The sequence below is a fragment of the Williamsia sp. z71 genome, from assembly GCF_059553375.1.
The window spans coordinates 742,995-763,833 of the sequence record NZ_JCANWX010000001.1 but is presented as its reverse complement, the minus strand read 5'-3'; the positions used below and the strand labels follow the sequence as shown (position 1 = coordinate 763,833).

18 protein-coding genes are annotated in these 20,839 nt (G+C 64.7%); 3 read left to right on the top strand and 15 right to left on the bottom strand.

Going from position 1 to position 20,839, the window contains the following annotated elements; all coding sequences use genetic code 11:
* Positions 1–6: 6 nt before the first annotated feature.
* Positions 7–825, bottom strand: coding sequence for an aldo/keto reductase (locus tag AC51GR_RS03295; RefSeq protein ID WP_496323197.1), 819 nt, complete (start codon positions 823–825; stop codon positions 7–9).
* A 286-nt stretch (positions 826–1,111) separates the two neighbouring features.
* Here AC51GR_RS03295 and fdxA point away from each other — a divergent pair, with 286 nt between their 5' ends.
* Both fdxA and AC51GR_RS03285 read left to right on the top strand, forming a co-directional pair.
* Positions 1,112–1,429 carry a ferredoxin gene (gene fdxA, locus AC51GR_RS03290; protein WP_496323196.1) on the top strand — a complete coding sequence of 106 codons (318 nt, stop codon included), beginning with the start codon at positions 1,112–1,114 and terminating at the stop codon, positions 1,427–1,429.
* Positions 1,426–2,415 carry an NAD(P)/FAD-dependent oxidoreductase gene (locus tag AC51GR_RS03285; RefSeq protein WP_496323195.1) on the top strand — a complete coding sequence of 330 codons (990 nt, stop codon included), beginning with the start codon at positions 1,426–1,428 and terminating at the stop codon, positions 2,413–2,415. Before fdxA ends, AC51GR_RS03285 begins: the two co-directional genes overlap by 4 nt.
* Before the next feature lie 87 nt (positions 2,416–2,502).
* On the opposite strand, the gene AC51GR_RS03280 is transcribed toward AC51GR_RS03285, so the two are convergent.
* The 13 genes from AC51GR_RS03280 to AC51GR_RS03220 all read right to left on the bottom strand — a co-directional run bounded on the left by AC51GR_RS03280 (position 2,503) and on the right by AC51GR_RS03220 (position 18,497).
* Positions 2,503–3,024 carry an aromatic-ring-hydroxylating dioxygenase subunit beta gene (locus AC51GR_RS03280; protein WP_496323194.1) on the bottom strand — a complete coding sequence of 174 codons (522 nt, stop codon included), beginning with the start codon at positions 3,022–3,024 and terminating at the stop codon, positions 2,503–2,505.
* Entirely contained in the window at positions 3,024–4,364 is a 1,341-nt protein-coding gene (locus AC51GR_RS03275) for an aromatic ring-hydroxylating oxygenase subunit alpha (protein WP_496323193.1), read from the bottom strand. The genes AC51GR_RS03280 and AC51GR_RS03275 overlap by 1 nt, the downstream gene beginning before the upstream one ends.
* 128 nt (positions 4,365–4,492) lie before the next feature.
* Positions 4,493–5,764, bottom strand: a complete 1,272-nt coding sequence (locus AC51GR_RS03270; RefSeq protein WP_496323192.1) for an MFS transporter — start codon at positions 5,762–5,764, stop codon at positions 4,493–4,495.
* 69 nt (positions 5,765–5,833) lie between these two features.
* Positions 5,834–6,745: an ABC transporter permease gene (locus tag AC51GR_RS03265; protein WP_496323191.1), complete on the bottom strand. Its 912-nt coding sequence runs from the start codon at positions 6,743–6,745 to the stop codon at positions 5,834–5,836.
* A complete protein-coding gene (locus tag AC51GR_RS03260) occupies positions 6,742–7,911 on the bottom strand; it encodes an ABC transporter permease (RefSeq protein WP_496323190.1) in 1,170 nt (389 codons plus the stop codon). The genes AC51GR_RS03265 and AC51GR_RS03260 overlap by 4 nt, the downstream gene beginning before the upstream one ends.
* Positions 7,908–9,566 carry an ABC transporter ATP-binding protein gene (locus AC51GR_RS03255; RefSeq protein ID WP_496323189.1) on the bottom strand — a complete coding sequence of 553 codons (1,659 nt, stop codon included), beginning with the start codon at positions 9,564–9,566 and terminating at the stop codon, positions 7,908–7,910. The genes AC51GR_RS03260 and AC51GR_RS03255 overlap by 4 nt, the downstream gene beginning before the upstream one ends.
* Positions 9,567–9,569: 3 nt before the next feature.
* Complete coding sequence (locus AC51GR_RS03250) at positions 9,570–10,640, bottom strand: BMP family ABC transporter substrate-binding protein (RefSeq protein WP_496323188.1); 1,071 nt, start codon at positions 10,638–10,640, stop codon at positions 9,570–9,572.
* A gap of 49 nt (positions 10,641–10,689) precedes the next feature.
* Positions 10,690–11,373, bottom strand: a complete 684-nt coding sequence (locus AC51GR_RS03245) for a flavin reductase family protein (protein ID WP_496323187.1) — start codon at positions 11,371–11,373, stop codon at positions 10,690–10,692.
* Positions 11,374–11,639: 266 nt separating this feature from the next.
* Positions 11,640–12,989, bottom strand: coding sequence for an NtaA/DmoA family FMN-dependent monooxygenase (locus AC51GR_RS03240; RefSeq protein WP_496323186.1), 1,350 nt, complete (start codon positions 12,987–12,989; stop codon positions 11,640–11,642).
* Positions 12,990–12,991: 2 nt separating this feature from the next.
* On the bottom strand, positions 12,992–13,633 hold the full coding sequence (locus AC51GR_RS03235) for a cysteine hydrolase family protein (protein WP_496323185.1): 642 nt from the start codon (positions 13,631–13,633) through the stop codon (positions 12,992–12,994).
* Positions 13,630–14,688 (bottom strand): LLM class flavin-dependent oxidoreductase, encoded by a 1,059-nt coding sequence (locus AC51GR_RS03230; protein WP_496323184.1) that lies wholly within the window; start codon positions 14,686–14,688, stop codon positions 13,630–13,632. The genes AC51GR_RS03235 and AC51GR_RS03230 overlap by 4 nt, the downstream gene beginning before the upstream one ends.
* 94 nt (positions 14,689–14,782) lie before the next feature.
* Positions 14,783–16,972, bottom strand: a complete 2,190-nt coding sequence (locus AC51GR_RS03225; RefSeq protein WP_496323183.1) for a cytochrome P450/oxidoreductase — start codon at positions 16,970–16,972, stop codon at positions 14,783–14,785.
* A 73-nt stretch (positions 16,973–17,045) separates the two neighbouring features.
* On the bottom strand, positions 17,046–18,497 hold the full coding sequence (locus AC51GR_RS03220; RefSeq protein ID WP_496323182.1) for an aldehyde dehydrogenase family protein: 1,452 nt from the start codon (positions 18,495–18,497) through the stop codon (positions 17,046–17,048).
* Between the two features lie 59 nt (positions 18,498–18,556).
* Here AC51GR_RS03220 and AC51GR_RS03215 point away from each other — a divergent pair, with 59 nt between their 5' ends.
* Positions 18,557–19,672 (top strand): NAD(P)-dependent alcohol dehydrogenase, encoded by a 1,116-nt coding sequence (locus AC51GR_RS03215; protein WP_496323181.1) that lies wholly within the window; start codon positions 18,557–18,559, stop codon positions 19,670–19,672.
* A 77-nt stretch (positions 19,673–19,749) separates the two neighbouring features.
* Here AC51GR_RS03215 and AC51GR_RS03210 read toward each other — a convergent pair whose 3' ends face one another.
* The gene (locus tag AC51GR_RS03210; protein WP_496323180.1) at positions 19,750–20,832 is read right to left on the bottom strand and encodes a TauD/TfdA family dioxygenase; all 1,083 of its coding nucleotides are present in this window, start codon (positions 20,830–20,832) and stop codon (positions 19,750–19,752) included.
* Positions 20,833–20,839 lie beyond the last annotated feature (7 nt).

Below are 20,839 nucleotides of genomic sequence, written 5' to 3'. Positions count from 1 at the left end.
TTTCGATCACCACATGATGTCGGGATCGGCGCCGAGGCGTTCGCCGGTGTCGAGCCCGTCGATCTGCGCCATCTGCTCGTCGGTGAGCTCGAAATCGAACACTGCGAAGTTCGATTCGATACGTTCGGGCGCCGCCGATTTCGGGATCACCACCGTGCCGCGCTGCAGGTGCCAGCGCAGCACCACCTGTGCTGCTGTCTTCGACTGGGCGGCAGCAATATCCACGATTTCCGGAATGGAGAGCGTACTCCCCTGCCCCAGCGGTCCCCACGCTTCGGTGACGATACCGAGCGATGCGTGGAACTCTCGTAGTTCGTTCTGTGCCAGTCGCGGGTGCAGCTCGATCTGATTGACGACGGGGACCTCACCTGTTCCTTCGATCAGTTCTTCGAGATGCGCGCGGGTGAAGTTGGAGACCCCGATCGACCGGACCACACCGTCGGCCTTCAAGTTCTTGAAGGCCCGAAACGTATCGACGAACTTGCCCTCCTTCGCCAGCGGCCAATGGATCAGGTACATGTCGACGTAGTCGAGACCCAAAGTGCCCAGCGACTTCTCGAACGCCCGCATCGTGGTGTCGTAACCCTGATCGTCGTTCCACAACTTCGTGGTCACGAAGAGTTCTGATCGCGACACCGGCGATGCCCGAACGGCCCGGCCGACGCCGGCCTCGTTTCCGTACATCGCCGCGGTGTCGACGCTGCGGTAGCCACACTCGATTGCGTGCGTGAGCGCCCCCTCGGCGGCGTCGTCGGGCACCTGGTACACCCCGTAGCCGACAGCCGGGATCACGTTGCCGTCCAGCAGGTTCACAGTTGCACCCATGGTGTACTCCTCAGATCTTCGTCGCCGGCCACTGTCCGATCGCGGACAGTTGGATTACGGCACCGCAGCCTGAACAGAAGACTAAGTTGCCCCCACGCCAGACGTCAATGTGAAACATCATCTTGTAATACGAGAACCACTGCGTTGCGGTGGCAGTGTTACGTCTTCATGAAAAGACGTGGCTCAAGTCGAGTCCGCGTTGACAAGCCAAGGTCAGAGCCGGAATCCTATCTCATAATGCGAGTCATCAACTTGCATACAGAGATGTATAGGACAGGAGCTCCACATGGCGTACGTCATCACCAGCCCCTGCATCGACGAGACAGACAAGTCGTGCATGGAGGAATGCCCTGTCGACTGCATCTACGAGGGCGACCGGATGATGTACATCCACCCCGACGAGTGCGTCGATTGCGGTCGCTGTGAACCGGTCTGCCCGGTGATCTCGATCTTCCACGAGGAGGACGTTCCCGCGGACCGGACCGTGTTCATCGGGATCAATGAACAGTTCTTCTCAACCATCGGATCCCCCGGCGGTGCCCGGAAAGTCGGCGTCATCGGCAAGGACCACCCGACCGTCGCCGCGTGGGAGGCCACCGAATGACAAGCACGACACCGCCACCGGTCACGGTGGATCTGTTGGTCATCGGAGCCGGACCGGCCGGTCTCTACGGCACGTACTACGCCGGTTTTCGGGGGATGTCCGTTGCGTTGATGGATTCGCTCCCGCAGGTGGGTGGACAGGTGGCCGCGCTCTATCCCGAAAAACAGATCTTCGACATCGCCGGCTTCCCCGCCATCAAGGGCCAGGAACTGATCGACTCCCTGTACACGCAGGCACTACAGAGTGAACCGATCCTGCTCCTGGGTCAGACCGCAGCCAAACTCGAAACCCATCCCGACAGCGTCTCGGTCACCACCGATACCGGAACCAGCGTGCACGCGAAGGCCATTCTCATCACCGGTGGTGTCGGCAGCTTCGAACCGCGCGAGTTGCCGGCGGGCTCGGAGTACCAGGGCCGCGGGCTTCGCTACTTCGTGCCACGCCTGAACGACCTCGCCGGCCACGACGTCGTCATCGTCGGAGGAGGCGACTCGGCCCTCGATTGGGCACTGGGACTGGAGAAGATCGCGGCGTCGGTGACCCTCGTGCACCGCAGGCCGGTGTTCCGCGCCCACGAGCGCAGTATCGCACTGCTCGCGGAGTCGACGGTCACGGTCATGACGCCGTACGAAGTCATCGCCGTCAGCGGCGAAGACGACGTTGCCGAGGTGACCGTAAGGCACACGAAGAGCTCAGAAACCATTGCCTTGCCCGCCAATTCGATTGTCGCGGCTCTCGGTTTCATCGCCGACCTCGGGCCACTCGATTCTTGGGGCCTGGACCAGGACAGGCGCCGCATCGTCGTGGGACGAGACATGCAGACCTCGATCCCCCGAGTTTTCGCAGCCGGGGACATCAGCGAGTATCCGAGCAAGACACGTTTGATGAGTGTCGGTTTCGGTGAGGCGGCGGCCGCGGTCAACAATCTCGCACCGTTGGTCGACGCGAATCTGTCGGTCACGCCGGGACACTCTTCCGACGGCTAGTGTCGCAGCACCTTGGCTGGCGACGGCAGTTGTGGTCACGGTCACCACAACTCGCCGTCGTCAGGAGTTCTCGTCGTCGCCAGTCCTCTACAGGATGAAGCTCAGGCGTGCACCGGGGTCCATCGCCTCGTTCGTCAGCGTCGCCCGCCGCAACGTGAACGCCAGGGCATCGTCGGTCACGAGCAATTCGTGGTCGTAGCGACCGACATAGTGAAATGCGCCCCCGTCACGGTAGCGGTGGATCACGAAGTTCGCGCTCACCTGCAACTTCGCGCCATCACGCCCGAGGATCCGGACGTTGCTCACCAGCCGGGTCGTTCGCGAATGTGGGTTCTCGGCGTGCGCCTTTCGGCTCTTGAGGCGTTTGACCCGTGCGTTCAGCAGATCCCAGTCATCGGCGACGAAGTAGCCCGCCTCCTCGGGGCCCAGGCCGCGTGCGTCGGTCGTGGGGACGAGCATCGACGCCCCGGGGACGAACAGGGTCAGCCATTCTTCGAGCCTCCAGTCATCGAGAAGCGCGGCCTCGTCGTAGAAGAACTCCTCGACCTCCCCGCGCGCGACCACCCGGTCACTTCCGGTGGAGACATCCATGTCGATTGCCGTAGTCATCATCCGACCTTTCCGCTGACGCCGTCGATCTCGCCCACGCGCTTGCTCCAGTGCCTCCAGAAGCTGCGCATCGCACCTTCATCTATCGATCGTCCGCGCGGACCGCGCAGGTCGTCTCCCATACCGCGGGACATGTCGCTCCAGTCCAGGTCCACCGAGTCGAAGCCGGCGGTGGCCGACACCCCGCGCTGGACCGCTTCATACGCTTCGATGTCGTCCGGCGTTGCCAGCCCGCCCGGACCGACAAAACTGGCCATCGTCTTGAGCCGCAGCGCCCGCACATCGTCCGGTTCACCGTTCTCGACGAACTGCCAGGCGCGGACATCGGTCACCCCGGGTTCCACGGGCTCGAGCTGACGGATCGTCAGCGATTCGAGGTCGAAGAGCAGAAGATTGGGGAATACGAACAGGATTCGCGATGCATTGGCCACGTCGTCGGCGCGCTCGGCACCGAGGCGCCCGGCCATCTCCGCACGCTTGCCCTCGATACGCGCCTTTTCGGCTTCACCGAACCGAGGTTCCCAGATCATGCCGATGCGACCGTTGTGGCCGGTCAGGACCAGTAGTCCATGGCCCTGTCCGAGGTCGTGGGCATATTGGTCGTGATCGGTGACCGCGAACCCGGTCTCGCGCAGGTATCCCACAAATGTGTTGTGGGTCGGCGCGAAATGATAACCGTCCATGGCGTTTTCGACGGCCAGTTTCCAGTTGCCGCGCACGCTGTACTTCTGCACGCCGGGAAGGGTGGTCATCCCGTCCTTGCCGATCGAGGCGGTCATCGTCATGTAATCCGCGGCCGGACCGAGATGCTCGAGCAGGGGCGGGACGCCCGCATCGAAGGCCACGAAGACAAACCCCTCATGGATGTCCAGACGCGGGACCCGCCTCAACGAGAGCGAATCGACGAACTCACTCGCCTCCGGGTAGGCGCCGCTGTCCGGCAGGGCCGCCAGTTCACCGGAATTGCGGAAGGTCCAGGCGTGGTAGAAGCACTGAAAGTTCTTGGTACGTCCTTCGGCTTCCCGACAGAGGATGGTTCCGCGATGGGGGCACGCATTGAGATAGGCCTGCACAACACCGTTCGAGTCCCTGACGAAGATCAGGGGGCGCCCACCCAGTGTGCGGGTCTTGAAGTCACCGGCGACCGGGATCTCGGTCTCGTGACCCAGGTAGAGCCACGTGCGACCCCAGATCTCGTTCCGCTCCCGATTGAAGACCGCGTTCTCGCGGTAGGCACTGCGATGAACCTTGAAGGTCAGGGCCTCCCAATCCTGCGCGATCAGCGAGTTCCCGACGTCCAGACGTTCAGCATCCGGCGCTGCGGGCAGCGTAGTGGTCATGGTGCACTCACATTTCGTTGTGGTTGTTCGCCAGCGAGACATCGTCTCGCACTACGAGATATTCGATCAAGACCGAGATGCCTTGTCAATTCGCCGAAGAGCCGGAAAGCGAGGTTTACGAGCATGTTTCACGGTTGTAACCTTGCAGACCGGCCGCCGGTTCTGATCCGTTGCAACAGCACGGCCGCGACGGCGGCGACGGCGGCGAGGATGCCGAACGCGCAAGTCCACGAGGTGGCCTCGATGACCACACCCATCAACGGCGGCGTGATCGCCATCCCGAGCGCGACGGCGGTGTTCTGCACACCGAGGATCAGTCCGATGTTCTTCGGATCGGCCAGTTCTCCGATGGCCGTGAATGCCAGCCCATTCCAGCTGATCGCCGCGAATCCCGCACAGATCAGCACGATCACCGCGATCGGTCCACCGACGAGTTCTCCGACGACGGCGAGTGCGAACAGCACACTGATCATCACCGCGACCTGTTGCAACGGTGCGATGCGGACACCTCGACGGTCCGAGAGCGCACCGAGTCCGATCCGGGCCGCACCACCGCCGAGCTGGACGAGCGCCAACAGCCCGGCCGCCGCCATCGCCGACATGGCGTGTCCGTCGACCAGGTAGACGACCAGGAACCCCACCACCGTGAGCTGGGGTACGACAAGGAGGAAGGAGACCACACACAGCTGCACGATCGACCGGCGATCGCCGGCGCGGGTCTCGGATCCGTCTGCGTCCGTGGGAACTTCAACCGGTCCGCCCGGGTCACGGACGAACGCCCACACCACGAATGCGCCCGCTGTGCACGCGCCCGCCGCCACCAGCAGAGCGCCGCCGAGTCCCCACACCTCCGCGGCCGCCGGCAAGGTCACCGCGGCCACGGCAGCACCGAGTGGGATCGCCGTCTGTCGTGCCCCCATCGCCAGACCGCGTTCCGAGCGCGGGAACCACAGGATGACCGCACGTCCACTGGCCGCGTTGACGCTCGCGCAGGCCGCGCCCGCGAGAACCATCGACACCATCAACGCCCACACCGTTGTCGACACAGCGGCACAGACCAGGGCCACCGCGCTGAGAAAGAGGCCGATCGTCATCACCAGCCGCTCACCGATCCGATCGGCGAGCAGCCCCCAGGGCACGAGGAACAGCAGTAGACCGATCGTGCCGGCCGCCAACACGAACCCGAGTTCGGTCAGCGACAGCGAGAATCGCGAACGCAGGGTCGGCGACAAACTGGGCATGCCCTGCAACACCGACGCCGCAGATGCCTGCGCAAAGACCCCGGCCGCCAGGACAACCCACCGGTATCGCCGGGCCGGGCGCTCACCGGGCCCCGGCACCAGCGCCTGCTCTTCCATGTGCGTCATACCGGGGCGCTCTCCGCCCACCTCATGAATCATCGTGCACTGCGTGCTACTCCTCGTTGAGTGACGTCAGGGCCGGCCCCGCCAAGGGCCGGCCCTGCGCATCTAGACGATGCCTCGAACAAACGGCTTGCCCAGCGCTCTCGGTTCTCGTAGCGCACCGCTGATCACCACCATCGCAACCAGCGCGAGCACATACGGCGCCGCGATCAGCATCTGGGAGTTGAGCTCGAAGCCCAACGCGGGCAACGCCAGCCGAAGCGCATCGGCGAGTCCGAACAGCAGACATCCGAGCAACGTGCGGCGTAGACGCCACGCCCCGAAGATGACGGCGGCAAGAACGATGAAGCCGCGGCCCCCGGTCATGTTCGCGTTGAACGAACCGACTTCACCGACGGCCAGATATGCCCCGCCCAGCCCCGAGCAGAGTCCACACCACAGCAATGCCTGCCTGCGCAGCTTGTTCACGTCCAGACCGGTCGCGTCAGCGGCCTGCGGGTTGTCACCGATGGCACGAAGATTGAGGCCCCAGCGGCTGCGTTCGACCAACCACCAGGTCAGCGGGATCAGCAGAACCAGCAGATACATCGGCCAGCGTTCGACGAACAGCGCCTGCCCGATCACCGGTATGTCCCGCAGGACCGGAATGCTCATCAGGGACACCTGATGATTGGAGAAGTCGGCCAGGGAGATCAGGTAGGTGGTCAGACCGAGTACGAGTGTGTTCAGCACCAGGCCGACCACAAAGGTGTTGACGTCCAGGCGATGTGACAGATTTCCGTGGATCAGGCCGACGATCATGCCGATGACCGCTCCGAACACCAGACCGATGGTGGCGCTGCCTGTTTCGCTGGCGATCGCAATGGACGAGAATGCCCCGGCCAACATCATCGACTCGACCGAGATGTTCTGGGTGCCGGCACGTTCGGCCAGGTACTCACCGCAGGCCGCGAAGGCCAGTGGCGCGGTGAGCCGCATCGCGCTGGACAGGATGATTCCGATGTCGTCGGGGCTCATGACGCTTGCTGCGCTTTCTTCGACAGTTGATTGCCGGCGAACGTCAGCGCCGGCGCGATGACGCACGCCAGCACCAGCAACGATTGCACGACGTTCACCAGGTAGATGGGCACACCGGTCGCCGACAGGAACGCCGACCCGGTTCGCAAGGCGCCGAACACGATTGCCACCGGGATCGCGACCATCGGCCGATTCCGGGCGATCAGCGCGATCAGCATGCCATCCCAGCCGATGTTGTTGGCCACCGCGGGCTGGAGCCGGAACACCGAACTCTCGACCACAACAGCGCCGGCGAGTCCGGCGCAGGCACCGGAGATCATCAGCGCGACCGCGCCGGCGAGGGCCACCCGAACTCCCGCATGCTGTGCGGTCAACGGGTTCAGGCCCACGATGCCCATCGAGAAACCCCAGCGGCTGCGGGCCAGTACCACCGCGATGATCACGGCGAGGACCAGACCGATGAACAGTCCGGCGTTGAGGCTCAGATCGGGATACTGCCCGACAGCGGGCAAGCGGTAGTCGGCGGGCAACAGTGCCGATTGGTTTGCACCCGTGCTCGAGGCGTCGGTCTTCGGTTCCTGCAACAGCCACGGAACACTGACCACATAGCTGACGACCTGGACCGCGATGAACGACATCAACAATGTGCTGACAACGATGTTCACACCACGGACGCGGTGCAGCAGCGAGCTGACGCCGGCCCACAGTCCGCCGAAGATCGCGCCGACCACGATGCTCACCGTGATGACCAGCATCGGTGGACCGGACATGCGGAGCCCGATGAACATCGCCAGCATGGCGCCGATCAGCACCTGCCCTTCCTGACCGATGTTGAAGGCGCCGGCCCGGTTACAGACACAGGCACCCACCGCCACGATCAGCAGTGGCGCCGCGGAAAGAAGTGTTTGCGACCACGATGCGGCATCGGACATGCTGCCCTCGAAGAGCGCAGACGCCACTGCGCTGGGCGAACCGCCGGTCGCCGCGACGAGGATGGTCGACAACAACAGCGCCACCGCGAGCGCCAGGATCGTCAGCCACGCCTGCGCGAGCGCGCCGGGTCCCGGTGCAATCCGGATCACCGCCGCCCGGAGCTTCTCCGACGGGGGCCGGGACCGCGGCGGTGGCGGTGCCGGCTCCTTGTCCAGGATCGAAGTGGTGCTCATGCCGCTTCCTCACCGCCCAAGAGCATTCCGAGCCGCTCGGCAGTGGCATCGGGGGTGCGGACGACGCCGGCGATCCGGCCATCGGAGATCACCGCGATGCGGGAGCACAGAGCGGTCACCTCTTCGAGTTCGGTACTGATCAGCAACACCGCGACTCCCTGCTCCGCAGCCTTGCGCAGATGCATGTACATGTCCTCGATCGCACCGATATCGAGTCCGTGCGTCGGCTGCGCCGCGACGAGAACCGTCGGTCCGGCCGCCAGTTCCCGCGCCAGGACCACCCGTTGCTGGTTGCCGCCGGAAAGGTGACGAACCGGCGTGTCGATCGACGGGGTGGAGATCCGGTGACGCGCGACCAGTTCCTCGGCGCGCTTTCGGATCGCTTTGCGCTGCAGCCACCCCCGCTTCGACAACGTGTCGAGATCCTTGAACACCAAATTGTCGGCGACACTGAGATCCAGGACAACGCCACAGCGGTGTCGATCCTCGGGGATGACCCCGACCCCGGCCTTGCGCAGTGCCCCCGGCTTCGACATCGACACGGGGTGCCCGGCCACCCTGACCTCGCCACCCACCGAGGGAACCAGGCCACACAGCACGTCACCGAGCTCTGCCTGACCGTTGCCCTCGACACCGTAGAGCCCGACGATCTCACCTCTGCGAAGTTGTAGTGACACACGGTCGAGCACGGACCGGCCGTCGGCGTTCTTCATGGTCAGGCCATCGATCTCCAACGCCGCAGGTTCCGAATCGGAATCCGGGACATCTGAGGCGGTGACCCCGAGGGACCGGGTGGCCACACCGTCGAGTGCGACGCCGAGTGCCGGGGCCGCGTGGTCGAGTGAGACCTCCCGGCCGACCATCTGCCGGGCCAGGATCTGCGGGGTCGTGTCGGCGGTGGCGGCACGGAAGACCACCCTGCCCTTGCGCAACACGGTCACCCGATCCGTTGCGGCCGAGATCTCCGCCAGCTTGTGACTGATCAGCACCACGGCCCGGTTCTCGGTGGAGACCACCGTCCGCAGAACCTCGAACAGCTCGGCGGACTCGGCGGCGGTGAGCACCGAAGTCGGTTCGTCCAGGATCAGGATCTGCGGGTCCCGACGCAAACACTTGACGATCTCGACCCGCTGGCGTTGCCCGGCCGACAACTCGCCGACCACGGCCAGCGGATCGATCGGGAGGCCGTACCGGCTCGAGACCGCTTCGACCTCACTGCACGCGCGGTCCCGGTCGATCGCACCGCGTTCACCCAAAACCGTGTTCTCCCAGACGGTCAGCGCATCGATCAGGCTGAAGTGCTGATGCACCATGCCGATTCCGAGTTGCAGGGCGTCGTAGGGCGACCGTATCTCGACGCGCTTGCCGCTGCGCATGATCGTCCCGTCGTCGGGTTGCACGAGCCCGAGCAGCACCTTCATCAACGTCGACTTGCCGGCACCGTTCTCGCCGAGCAGTCCGTGGATCTCACCTGATCGTGCCGACAGGTCGATGGCGTCACAGGCCAGCACCGAGCCGTAGGCCTTCGTAATCCCGCGGGCAGCCAGTGCCGGCGGCGGAGACCCAACCTCGAAAACCTCAGAGAGCGGCCCACTTTCGACCACCGGAGCGAGCGGGGTCCGATCCCCCGCCGCCCGCACCTGCTCACCGGCCATGGTCTACACGCCCGACTTCGCGATGACGTCGTCCGGCACGATCTCACCGGAGCCGATCTTCTCGATGAAGGTGGCCAGCTCAGCGTTCTGGGCTTCGGTGCCGTTGCACAGCTTCACGGTCGGAACGGAGTCCTTGCCCATGCGCCATTCACGCACCTCGCCCATCTTGAGCTCGCCGTTCTTGAACTTCTCCAGCGCCGCAGCAAAATACGCACCCGGATCGAAGATCACCGACACACCCCACTTGATGGCCGGCTCGCCGCAGCGATCGGTACCCGGGGTCGACAGGATGAGGCCGGCCTGGGTTCCGAGCTCACCGACGCTGTCCGTCGCACCACCCAGATACGGGTAGAGAGCCTCGACGCCCTGGCTGATCTGCGCCTGCGCCGCTTCGCGCGCTTTCGCGGAGTCGTTGAAATCACCGGTGTAGGTCGTCGCGAGAGTCGCATTCGGGATCAGCTGCTTGATCCCCACCTCGAACGCCTTGGCCGCCATCACCGAGAAGTCGAGTTCGGGCCCGGAGATGTAGCCCGCCTTGGTCGCGTTCCGCTCACGCATCAGGATGCCGTTTGCGTAACCGGCGGCAAGCATGGCCTCGTTGACGAAGTCCTTCGACACGGTCACGTTGGGTGTCGGCTCGATCCCGGTGCCCGCCGGCGAATACCAGTTGGTGTTGGCACAGACCGGTTCCTCCGCGGCAGGCAGCGCGTCCTTGAGTTCCTGAGCCGCGATCGCGATGAGGTCGACGTTCTGCCGGCACAGGTTGCGAGCCTGTTCGAGCACCGCTGCCGGATTGACCGAGCCGACCTTGATCAGCGTCCAGTCATTCGCATCGACGACCTCCTGGGCATTCGTCACGAATGTCTCGTAGTACCCGTTGTCGTTCAGATCTCCCGGACTGAGCACGCCGACAACAACTTTGCCGTCGCCGTTGACGTCGGGTTGAGACCCGGATGCCGACTGTGCGGACCCGCCACCGCCGGAGTCGCTGTTACCGCGGTCCGAGCAGGCGGTGAGTGCGGCCAGCGCGACGCACGCGACCGCCGCGGTCTTGATGATGCGCGATTTTGACATGTTCAATCCCTCCAAGGGAGTGAGATGGATCAGGAATATGAAGTGCGGATCACAGGTCCGCGTAGGCAATCCGATCTTGCTGGAAGATCGCGCCACCTTCGGCCCGGACGAAATGGGGGAAGCCCATCCGGCCGACCGGTGCGACGCGGGTGGGATCGATGCGATCCGGCTCGAGAAGTATCGATTCGTCGACGGTGATGGAGACGACCTCCGCGAGCACGATGTGCACCCCCGAGAACCGAACCTCCGGCTCGCCCCGATCGATCACCTCGAGCACCCGACACTCGAGGTTCGCCGGGCTGTCGACGAGGGACGGAACGGCAACAACCTGTGAATCGGTTGTCCCCCACCCGCTGATGTCCAACTCCGACACATCGGTTGGGTATTCGCGTGCCACTGCCTCGATGTGATCGGCCATTGCGCCGCCGGTCACGTTGACGACGAACTCTCCGGTCCGTTCGATGTTGGCCCACGTGTCCTTCGGTCCGTCCGTTGCCTCGCGGAGGGTGCCGATCGTGATGGCGATCGTCGGCGGCTCTCCGCACACCGGCATGTAGTAGCTGTACGGTGCGACATTGACGGTCCCGTCGGCGCCGACCGTGGTGATCATGGCGATCGGCCGCGGGATGATCAGATGCGAGAGCAAGCCCTGCTTCTGCGCCGGCGTTCGACCGGCCAGATCGACGACCTGCCGGGTGGACGAGCGACTGCTCGTGGATGAGGAGGCGTTCACAGAGTTTGTCCTTTGACTCAATACGGGATGGCATACCGCTTTATGAGATGGTTTCCCGGTTTCCCAGCTGTGTCAATCGCCAGGGGACCCCGATCCGAAGACGAAACACAGTATTAAGGGATGTAATGAGCCAGTAACGAAAAGTGCTGCTAGAAAGGCAAATATGCGGTTCGAAGGTCGACGTCCACAAGAAGGGACCACCCGATGGCGATGCATCGGGTGGCCCCTTCACAGATCAAATGCGTCTCTTATGGCAAGACGCTGCACTACCCGCTGCCGAGCAGGTTGGCGCGCAACGTCGTTCCCGGGTAGTCGGGCGGGCGGAGTCCCCGCGACCGCAACTCCGGAACGAGATGATCGACCACGTCGCCGACGGCCCCCGGCGTCCGAAGTGGGTTCGAGATCATGAAACCGCCGAGCGAACCCGTCGCCTCGAACTGCCCTTCCATCTCGTCGGCGACGTCGGCAGCCGTGCCGGCGATGGTCTGGTCGTACCCGGTCGAGTAGCGCCAGCCCTCATCGAAGAAATCCTTTCTGCCAAAACGGGTCTCGGAACCGTGGTCGGATATCAACCGGTCCACGAAGCCCGACTGCGTGCCCTGCGCGTCGACGATCGATTGCCGCAGTTCACCGAGCACAAAGGACTCCGGCAACACCGAGAAGTCGAAACCGGTGTTGTAAGAGAGATAGGCGCCGACGCCTTCCATGGGAAGCATTCCGAGCAGTTCTTCCCGCCGCGCGATCGCCTCACTCCTGCTCGCGCCGAGGACCACCTGGATCGCCCACAGGATGCCCACCGATGCAGGCTCCCGCCCCGCCTTGATCAGGGCCTTGTCCAGTTCCGACCGGTGCCGCCGCTGCGAGTCGATGTGCCCGCCGGAGCCGAAGACCACGTCGGCGAACGCGGCCGATGCCGCGATCCCCCGAGGCGACGAACCGGCCTGTACCAGAACAGGTCTGCCCTGGGGACTGGGCACACACGGCAGTGGCCCACGCACCTTGAAATGTTTGCCGTCGTGATCGAGGCGGTGGACCTTGGCCGGGTCGGCGAACACCCGACTCTGGCGATCACGCACGATAGCGGCCGGTTCGACCGAGTCCCACAATCGTTGACAGACGTCGACGAACTCTTCCATCCGCTCATACCGGGTGCCGTGATCCATCAGCGTGTCGAACCCATAGTTCGCCGCATCCGAGGTCCGGGCCGACGCCACGACATTGAAGGCCATCCGCCCACCGGTCACATGATCGAGCGAATTGAGCAGCCGCGCAAGGTAGAACGGGTGCATGTACGTCGACGAGTAGGTCAGACCGAACCCGATCCGGGACGTCACCTGACCGAGCGCGGCGATGATCGGCGACATATCGTGGCGTGGCCACGAGATCCCCCACCGGATCGCGGCGTCGGCCGAACCCTCCCAGGTGTCCGGGATCCCCACCCCGTCACCGAAGAACAGCATGTCGATGCCGCCGCGTTCAGCGGTCCTGGCCAACTCCGTGAACATGGCGACGTCCGGATATTCGGTCCCGACCCAGGAACCCGGAACCGCCCAGCGACCCTCGGTGTGGGTGAACGACAGATCGAAAGACAGTGCCATCTGCGCCGGCTCGGTCATCTTCACCGCGATCCCGCAGCGACGGATGAACCCAGCGCATCCACGGCCTCGGCCGTGGAGGTCTTCTTCGCCGCATGCAGAGTCAACGCGGTGACCGCTCCCTCATGCGTCGACGCCTCGTAACTGGCCGTCGCGTCCTCGACCAGAACGACGTGATATCCGAGTTGCGCGGCGTCGAAAACCGTGGCCAGAACGCAACATTCGGTCGTCAGACCGGCAACCAACAACCACTGCACCCCGGATTCGCCCAACCGGGTGTGCAGGTCCGTCCCGAAAAATGAGCTGTAGCGTTGCTTGGCGATCTGCATCTCGCCGACGGCTGGTTGCAGGGAATAGATCTCGGTCCCCGGTGTCCCGGCAACACACGGCTCCTCCGGACCGGGCCACTGGCCCGGTTCGATGTCGCGCAGCCACAACGAGGCCTCCCAGGGATCTTCACGACGCTGCACCAGGGAAACCCAGATCACCGGCAGGCCGGCAGCCCTGCTCGCCGTCACGAGTGCCGCCGTTCGCTCGACCGCTGCGGCGACCGCCGCACGGCCTTGTTCGCCGACCCAGTCGAGGACCGCCGGATCGGCGAAGGAGTTCTGCACGTCGATCACCAGTAGTGCGCCGGCGGCGAGCGGCCCCGGCAGTGCGGTCACGTCGTGACCTTGTTCAGTGCCGGGAGAACGGCCTGCGCGAACGCGTTCATGTCGGGCACGTAGTCCGGGAAGATCAACATCAGGCCGTCGAGTTCGGCGTGGTCGACCATCTCGTGGATCTTCTCGGTGACGGTCGACGCCGACCCCGCGATGACCTCGGTCTGAAATCCGCTCTGCTCCGACGCTTTCGCACCCGGCGCGTCGTTCTTGTCAGGTGGCATACCGTACGCGATCGCCATGTTGCGCAGCGCTTCTTGATCCACCCCGGCGCCGTACACCTCGATCCGGCGCGCCGCGTCGGCATCGGTATCACCCATCACGATCGTCGCCATCGCGTAGGTGCGAAGGCTCCGTCCGTGGTCGGCCGCGGCGGCTTTGGCCTCACGGCTCACCTTCCGCAGGCCGTCGAGTTCATGCGCAGACAGGAATGATGCGTCGCAGTATTTCGCTTGGAACTGCAGTCCCACCGGTGATCGCCCAGCCGAGATCAGCGTGGGTGTCGTCGCCGGGTGGGGCCGCGACGAGCAGGCGTTCATGTCGAAGAACTCACCGTGATGGGTGACTTCATCCTGGCTCCACAACGCCAGCAACACCTGCACCCATTCTTCCGAATAGCGGTAGCGCGCCGCGTGATCGAGCTCTTCGGGCCACATACCCATCTGTGCGAACTCCGCCGAGAAGGAGCCGACCACGATGTTCATGCCACAACGGCCACCGCTGATCTGGTCGAGTGTGGTGAACATCTTCGCCACGAGCGCCGGATTGAACAGAATCGTGTGCACCGTCGACCAGATCTTGACCCGCTCGGTGGCCTCGGCCAGACCCGACATCATTGTCATCGACTCGAGGGTCCTGCCCCAATGATCGGTCCGGCCACCGTATCCGCGCCATTTTCCCTGCGACATGATGAAGTCGAAGCCCAGCCGGTCGGCAGCGACGGCGACCTCGCGGTTGTAGTCGTAGGTGGCCTCGATGCGTGGCGCGGTGTCGGAGACGATCCAGCCGCCGTTGCTGATGGGCAGAAATATGCCGTACTCGTGTTGATTCACGTTCATTCAGACTTTCTCTACTGAAGTTTGTGGGGACCTTCGTCTCTGCGGCACCGGACGATGCGTGCCTGCCGGCTATCTCATATCTGTCATGCGGAACTCACACGTCCAGAATCAGACCCTCACCGCACGCGCGTCCGACACAGACGATCATCGACCGGTTTGCGGCTTGTTCTTCTTCCGTCAACACCGAATCCCGGTGCAATGGCTTCCCCGCGAGCACCCGTGTCTCGCAGGCACCGCAGTACCCTTCCTCGCAGTCGCGGGAGATGCCCGGGACCACCTCGGAAATGGCGTCTAGCAGCGTTCGGCCGACGGGTACGGACAAGGTTGTCCCGCTACGCGCCAGCGTCACCGAGAACTCCCGGTCCGGGACACCCGACGCCGCCCCGAGCGAGCTCTCCGGAACCGTGCCGAAGTGTTCTCTCCGGAATCTCTTCGACGAACCCGCGCCGCGACAGGCATCTTCGACTGCGGCGGTCATCGAATACGGCCCACAGCAATAGATCAGCGCATCATCGCCGATCGCGCTCACCCAGGACGCGATGTCCGGGCGGGGACTTTCGGCTGTGTCCACGACCGTCAGTGACCCGCCGAGCAGATTACGCAATTCGTCGCCGTAGGCCATCGAGCTGCGGCCGCGGCCACAGTAGAGCATCGTGACCCGGGCTTGCCGGGCCAACGCATGTTTCACCATCGGCAGCATCGGTGTCACACCGATGCCACCGGCGATGAAGAGATACTCCGGCGCGTCCTGGAGCCGGAACTTGTTGCGCGGCAGTGCAATGGTCAAGGTCGATCCGGCGCCGAGCTGATGGACCTCGGCGGAACCGCCACGCCCCGACTCCTCCAACAGCACCGCGATCCGGTAGCCGGCCCGGTCCTGGGGGTCACCACACAGCGAGTAGTGTCTGCGCGCACCTGAGGGCAGGCTCACCGGCAGATGGGCACCGGGTGTCCACTCCGGTAGTCGCCGCCCTCCGGGATGCCGCAGTGTCAGTTCGAGCACCCGGTCGGCGATGAACCGGACGGACTCCACCCGAACCGGTCCGACCGTGAACGTACCGCCCGGATCGACGTGGCCGGGTGTGAAGGTCGCCGGGACCCGATCCCAGCCCGCCTGATTTCCGAGCGTCGGATACGGCACCACCGCGTCCTCGTCGATCTCGTAGTCGGGCAGCCGGGTCAGTACCTGCGTGATCATCTCGGTGAACATCGCCCGGGCCAAATGCGCTCCGGGACAGCGATGGCTGCCGATCCCGAACGACAGGTGCCTGCGCGCATCGCGATCGAGTCGCACCGACTCGGGTTCGTCGAAGACCTCCGGATCGTGGTTGGCCGCCACCCAGGGCAGCAGCACCCGCTGACCTGCCTGCACCGGACAGCCCCCGACGGTGGTGTCGGTGACCGCGGTCCTGGCCATCGCCTGGGAGGGTGCGAAGACCCGGAGGAACTCCTCCGTCGCGTTCTCCAGCAGCTCCGGCTGCGAGATCAGCCGATCGCGCTCAGCGGGATTCCTGGCGAGCCAGACGAGCGTTGATCCGGTCAACGACGTGGTGGTGTCCACACCACCGGCGACCAGCAGATAGGTCACCGAGACCAGTTCGTCGTCGGTGAACGGCCGCCCCTCCGGATGCACCGCCTGCACCAGCGTGGTCAGGACATCGTCGGCCGGTTGCGCGCGCCGCGCCGCGAGCAGTTCCCGTACCCGGCGCTCGAGGTAACCCAGTCCGGCGACCCCACGCATGCTGCGTTCGCTGCCGGCCGGAGCCGCGAAGATGTCGTGCACCGGACCGGCGAGCAGTTCGAAGTCCGCTTCGGGAAATCCCACCCAGGTCAGGGTGACCGCGGTCGGCAGCGGATTCGTGAGATCGGTGACCAGGTCACATGATCCGGACTCGATGAATCTGTCGATCACCCGCGTCGTCAGCTCGGCGATCATCGGCTCGAGTGCATGCACCGCGTCCGGCGTGAGCAGTGGGTTGATCAGATCTCGGTAAGGCTGGGACGCCGGTGGATCGAGTTCGATGGGGTACTGCACCAGACCGCCGCCGCGGGGGATGACGAAGGAGACCCCGTCACCGGGGTTCTGACGCTGCGACGAGTACTCCTCGTCGTCCCGGGCGATCGCCGCGATGTCGGACCACCGCGTGGTGTACCAGTAACCCTCATGTGCATCCGTCCACCCGACCGGGCAGCGGTCTCGCCGATCCCGGTAGTACGCAACGGGATCGGAGTTGCACTCGTCGGAGTGGTGGTCGAATGACGTGTTGCCAAGCTGTGCGGTCATGATGTGACTTTCAGGCGTAGAAACCTCATGCGCGGTGTTTCCCGGCCGCGCCACCGGGGGGTCAGGACGGGGATCAAGCCGGCAACAACCGGATCGCAACACCCTTCTCCCGGGTGTACTCCCGCATCGCGTGATACCCACCCCCGCTGCTGAAACCGCTGTCCTTGCTCATGTTGAACGGGAATCCGATGACCCCGGAATCGGCGAACTGGTTCACCGACACCTGACCGGACTGCACGGACGCGGCCATCCGCAGCGCACGGGAGACGTCGTTGGTCCAGATCGAGGCCAGCAGACCGAAATTCGTATCATTCGCGATCGACAGCGCCTCGGCGTCAGAAGAGAAGGTCTGCAGCGCCAGGACCGGGCCGAAGACCTCTTCACGAATGATCCGCGACGACGACTCGGCGTTGTCGATGACCGTCGGTTCGATGAACCACCCGGCACTCCCGAGGCCCGCCGGCCGACCGCCGCCGGTGAGGATCTTTCCGCCCTCCGCAGGCGCCCCGTCGAGAAATCCCTGAACACGTTCGTACTGAGCATGATTGACCAACGGACCCATATCGAGATTCGCGTCCCAGGCACCGACCCGCACGCCGCGCATCAACTCCACAACCCTTTCGCGTACCTCGTCGATGATCTCGGTGCTGACCACCAAGCGGGAGCCGGCGTAACAGTTCTGGCCGGCGTTCTCGGTGATCGAGCCGACGATGGCGGGCAGCGCCACATCCAGATCGGCATCGGCGAACACGACGTTGGGTGATTTGCCACCCAGTTCGAGCTTCACCGGCGTCAACGACTCCGCGGCGGCGTGCATCACCGAACGACCCGTCGCGGTCGAGCCGACAAACGAGATGTGGTCGATGCCCCGGTGGGCGGTGAGTGCTGCGCCGGCGTCGGAAAGTCCGGTGACCACATTGAAGACACCGGTGGGCACCCCGGCCCGTTCCGCCAGCGCCGCCATGGCCAGGATGACCCGCGGCGCCTCCTCAGAGGGCTTGAGAACCACGGTGTTACCCGCGGCGAGTGCCGGCGCGACGTTGGCGGCGGCCAACACCGCCGGGACGTTCCACGGAGTGATGACCGCACACACGCCCAGCGGCTGCAGCAAGGTGTACCCGTGGAAGTCGGGTGTGCGAGTCGGCAGCGTTGCCCCGGTGAGTTTGTCTGCCGCACCGGCGAAATAGTCCACGATCGAGGTCGCGATGGAAATGTTCATCCCGCCACCCCACAGCGGCTTGCCGACGTCTCGGGATTCGAGCGCGGCAAGGGCGTCCGCGTTCTCCTCCAGTGCGCGTGCCCATCTCGCCAGAGCGGCACCGCGGTCCGAGGCGGACGTCGCCGCCCAGCCAGGTGCGGCCGCGCGGGCTGCGGCAACCGCCACGTCGACCGTCTCGGCGTCTGCGCGCGCCACGGAGAAGAAGGCCGTCTCCGTCGACGGGTCGATCAGCTCGATTGTGTTGCCGCCGCCCGGGACCCAGCCACCGGCGATGAAATGAGAGGCTTCGGGTACGTCGATTACCATAGGCGAATACTCCGCAGCTTGATCGCGCAAGTCAAGACGGTATCTCTTATTCTAAGACAATGAAACCTGATGTTTACGCCGTTACCGCTGCTGTGGTCCGCCGGCAGGGCGGCCCCTTCGAACTCGAAGAACTCACCATCCGAGGTCCCGCCGAAGGCGAGGTGCTCGTCCGGGTCTCGAGTTCGGGCATCTGCGGCACCGACCTGGAGTTTGCCACGATGATGAGCACTCCGGTGGTCCTGGGTCACGAGGGGGCCGGAACCGTCGAGGCCATCGGCACCGGTGTCACCGATCTCGCCGTGGGCGACAAGGTCACGATGACGTTCGCCCGCTGCGATGGCTGCAGGCCGTGCCGAACCGGCGCTCCGGCCTACTGTGAGCACTTCTGGACCCACAACTTCATCGGCTCACGACCTGACGGCACAACGGCGTTGTCCTACACCGGCAGCGCGTACCCGCACTCACCGGTCGGCGGGCACTTCCTCGGACAGTCCTCCTTCGCCACCCGGGTCATCGCGCGCCGGAGCAGCGTCGTCCGGGTCCCCGACCACACCGATCTGCACACGTCCGGTCCCTTCGGATGCGGATTCCAGACCGGCGCCGGCGCTGTGATGAACGTGCTTCGCCCCCAGCCCGATTCGACCATTGCCGTGTTCGGGGTCGGCGGGGTCGGGGCGGCAGCGGTGATGGCGGCGGCCATCGAGAAGTGCGGAGCGATCGTGGCCGTCGACGTCAGCGACGCGAGACTCGCGCAGGCCACCCGGATCGGCGCCACGCATACCGTCCGCAGCGACGATCCCGATCTGTTGACGGTGCTCGACGAGATCGCCCCTGGCGGTTTCGATTACACGGTTGAGGCCACCGGCCGGGCCGACGTCGTCCGCACCGCGGTATCGGCTCTGGCGCCACTGGGACGTTGCGGTGTTGTCGGCGTCGGCCCGAGCCCCGAGATGTCCTTCGAGTGGCGATCAATTCTCGCCGGGCGTAGCGTCACCGGCATCACGGCGGGCAACAGCGTGCCCGAAACATTCCTGCCGCGACTCCTCGAACTCCACCACGACGGGCTCTTCCCGGTCGACCAACTGATGACCGAGTTCGCGTTCGCCGACATCGACAAAGCGATCGACGCCGTCCGTCAGGGTTCCGTCGGCAAGGCCGTGCTCATCATGGAATGACCCGCGAAACACGAAAGTGCCCATCCGGACATCCGGATGGGCACCCTTCGGTGGCGAGATCACGGTTCTCGACGTGGTCAGGCACCCCGATCAAGGTCGGGGACAACGGCTTCGGCGATGTGCTTCACGCGGCTCGCCACCTCGGTGTCGGCTCCTTCGCGCTGCTCATCACGACCTTGCACAACATTCTTGCCGAATCCCGGGACCAGCGGACGACCGACGTCACGCTTGAGCCATAGCCGCAGCAGATGACGTCGGCGTTCCGGTTCGGGATGGTCCTCGAACGAAGTACGGGAATGCAGCGCAGCGTAATTGAGCAGCCATTGCACGTCGCCGGGCTGAAAGTCCATGTCGATCGCCAGACCCGGTTCCTGCGTGATCTCGTCGTACAGCTTGAGCAGTTCGATCTGGGCCGGGGTCAACCGCGGCACCTCAGGGTAGTCCTGCGCGGTGAAGATGATCGAACTGCCGGCATAAGTGGAGAAGACCCCGTCGACATGGCTCACGATCGGGCTCACGTAGAACTTCGCCGGCGCGTCAGGATCCTGTCGGCGCCAGTCCCAGTACCAGTCCTCGAACAGCAGCGGCGCCAGATCTGGCCTGCGCTCGAGGATCTCGTTGTAGATCGTGGCGCCACTGACCAGGCTGCTCGCGCCACCGGACTTCGAACCGCGCAGACACATCAACGCAACGACGTCCGAACTGTCCGAGTGGAAGGGCAGTCGGTCACGCACCCGCGATGGCAGCGCAGTGGGATCCGACCACGTCTTGTCCGAGGTCGCGATCACATGGTCGATCAGATTGCCGGACTCGTTCTGCTTCATGGGCAACCCAAGGTGCAGGCCCATCACGAAGAAGATCGCCCCGGCGACCGCGTCTCCGTACTCATCGGTACGCAGACCCCGCACCAGAACAAAACCACGACCCGAGTCCATCGCGGTGCCGAAGACCTCGATCGCCCTGGCGCACACCGGTAACGGATACTGCAGCGCCGTCACGGTGCGAAGATCCGGATCGTCGGCGACGAACGCCCGGCCGACCTCTTCGAGCTCGATCCGCTCGGCATCGGAGAGCCGGTAGATCCATTCATCGGTCTTCATGAGCTCGTCGCCGCGCCAGGCACTCGGGCCGGTGATCGGCGCCAGAATTCGAGTTGTCATCTGTGAT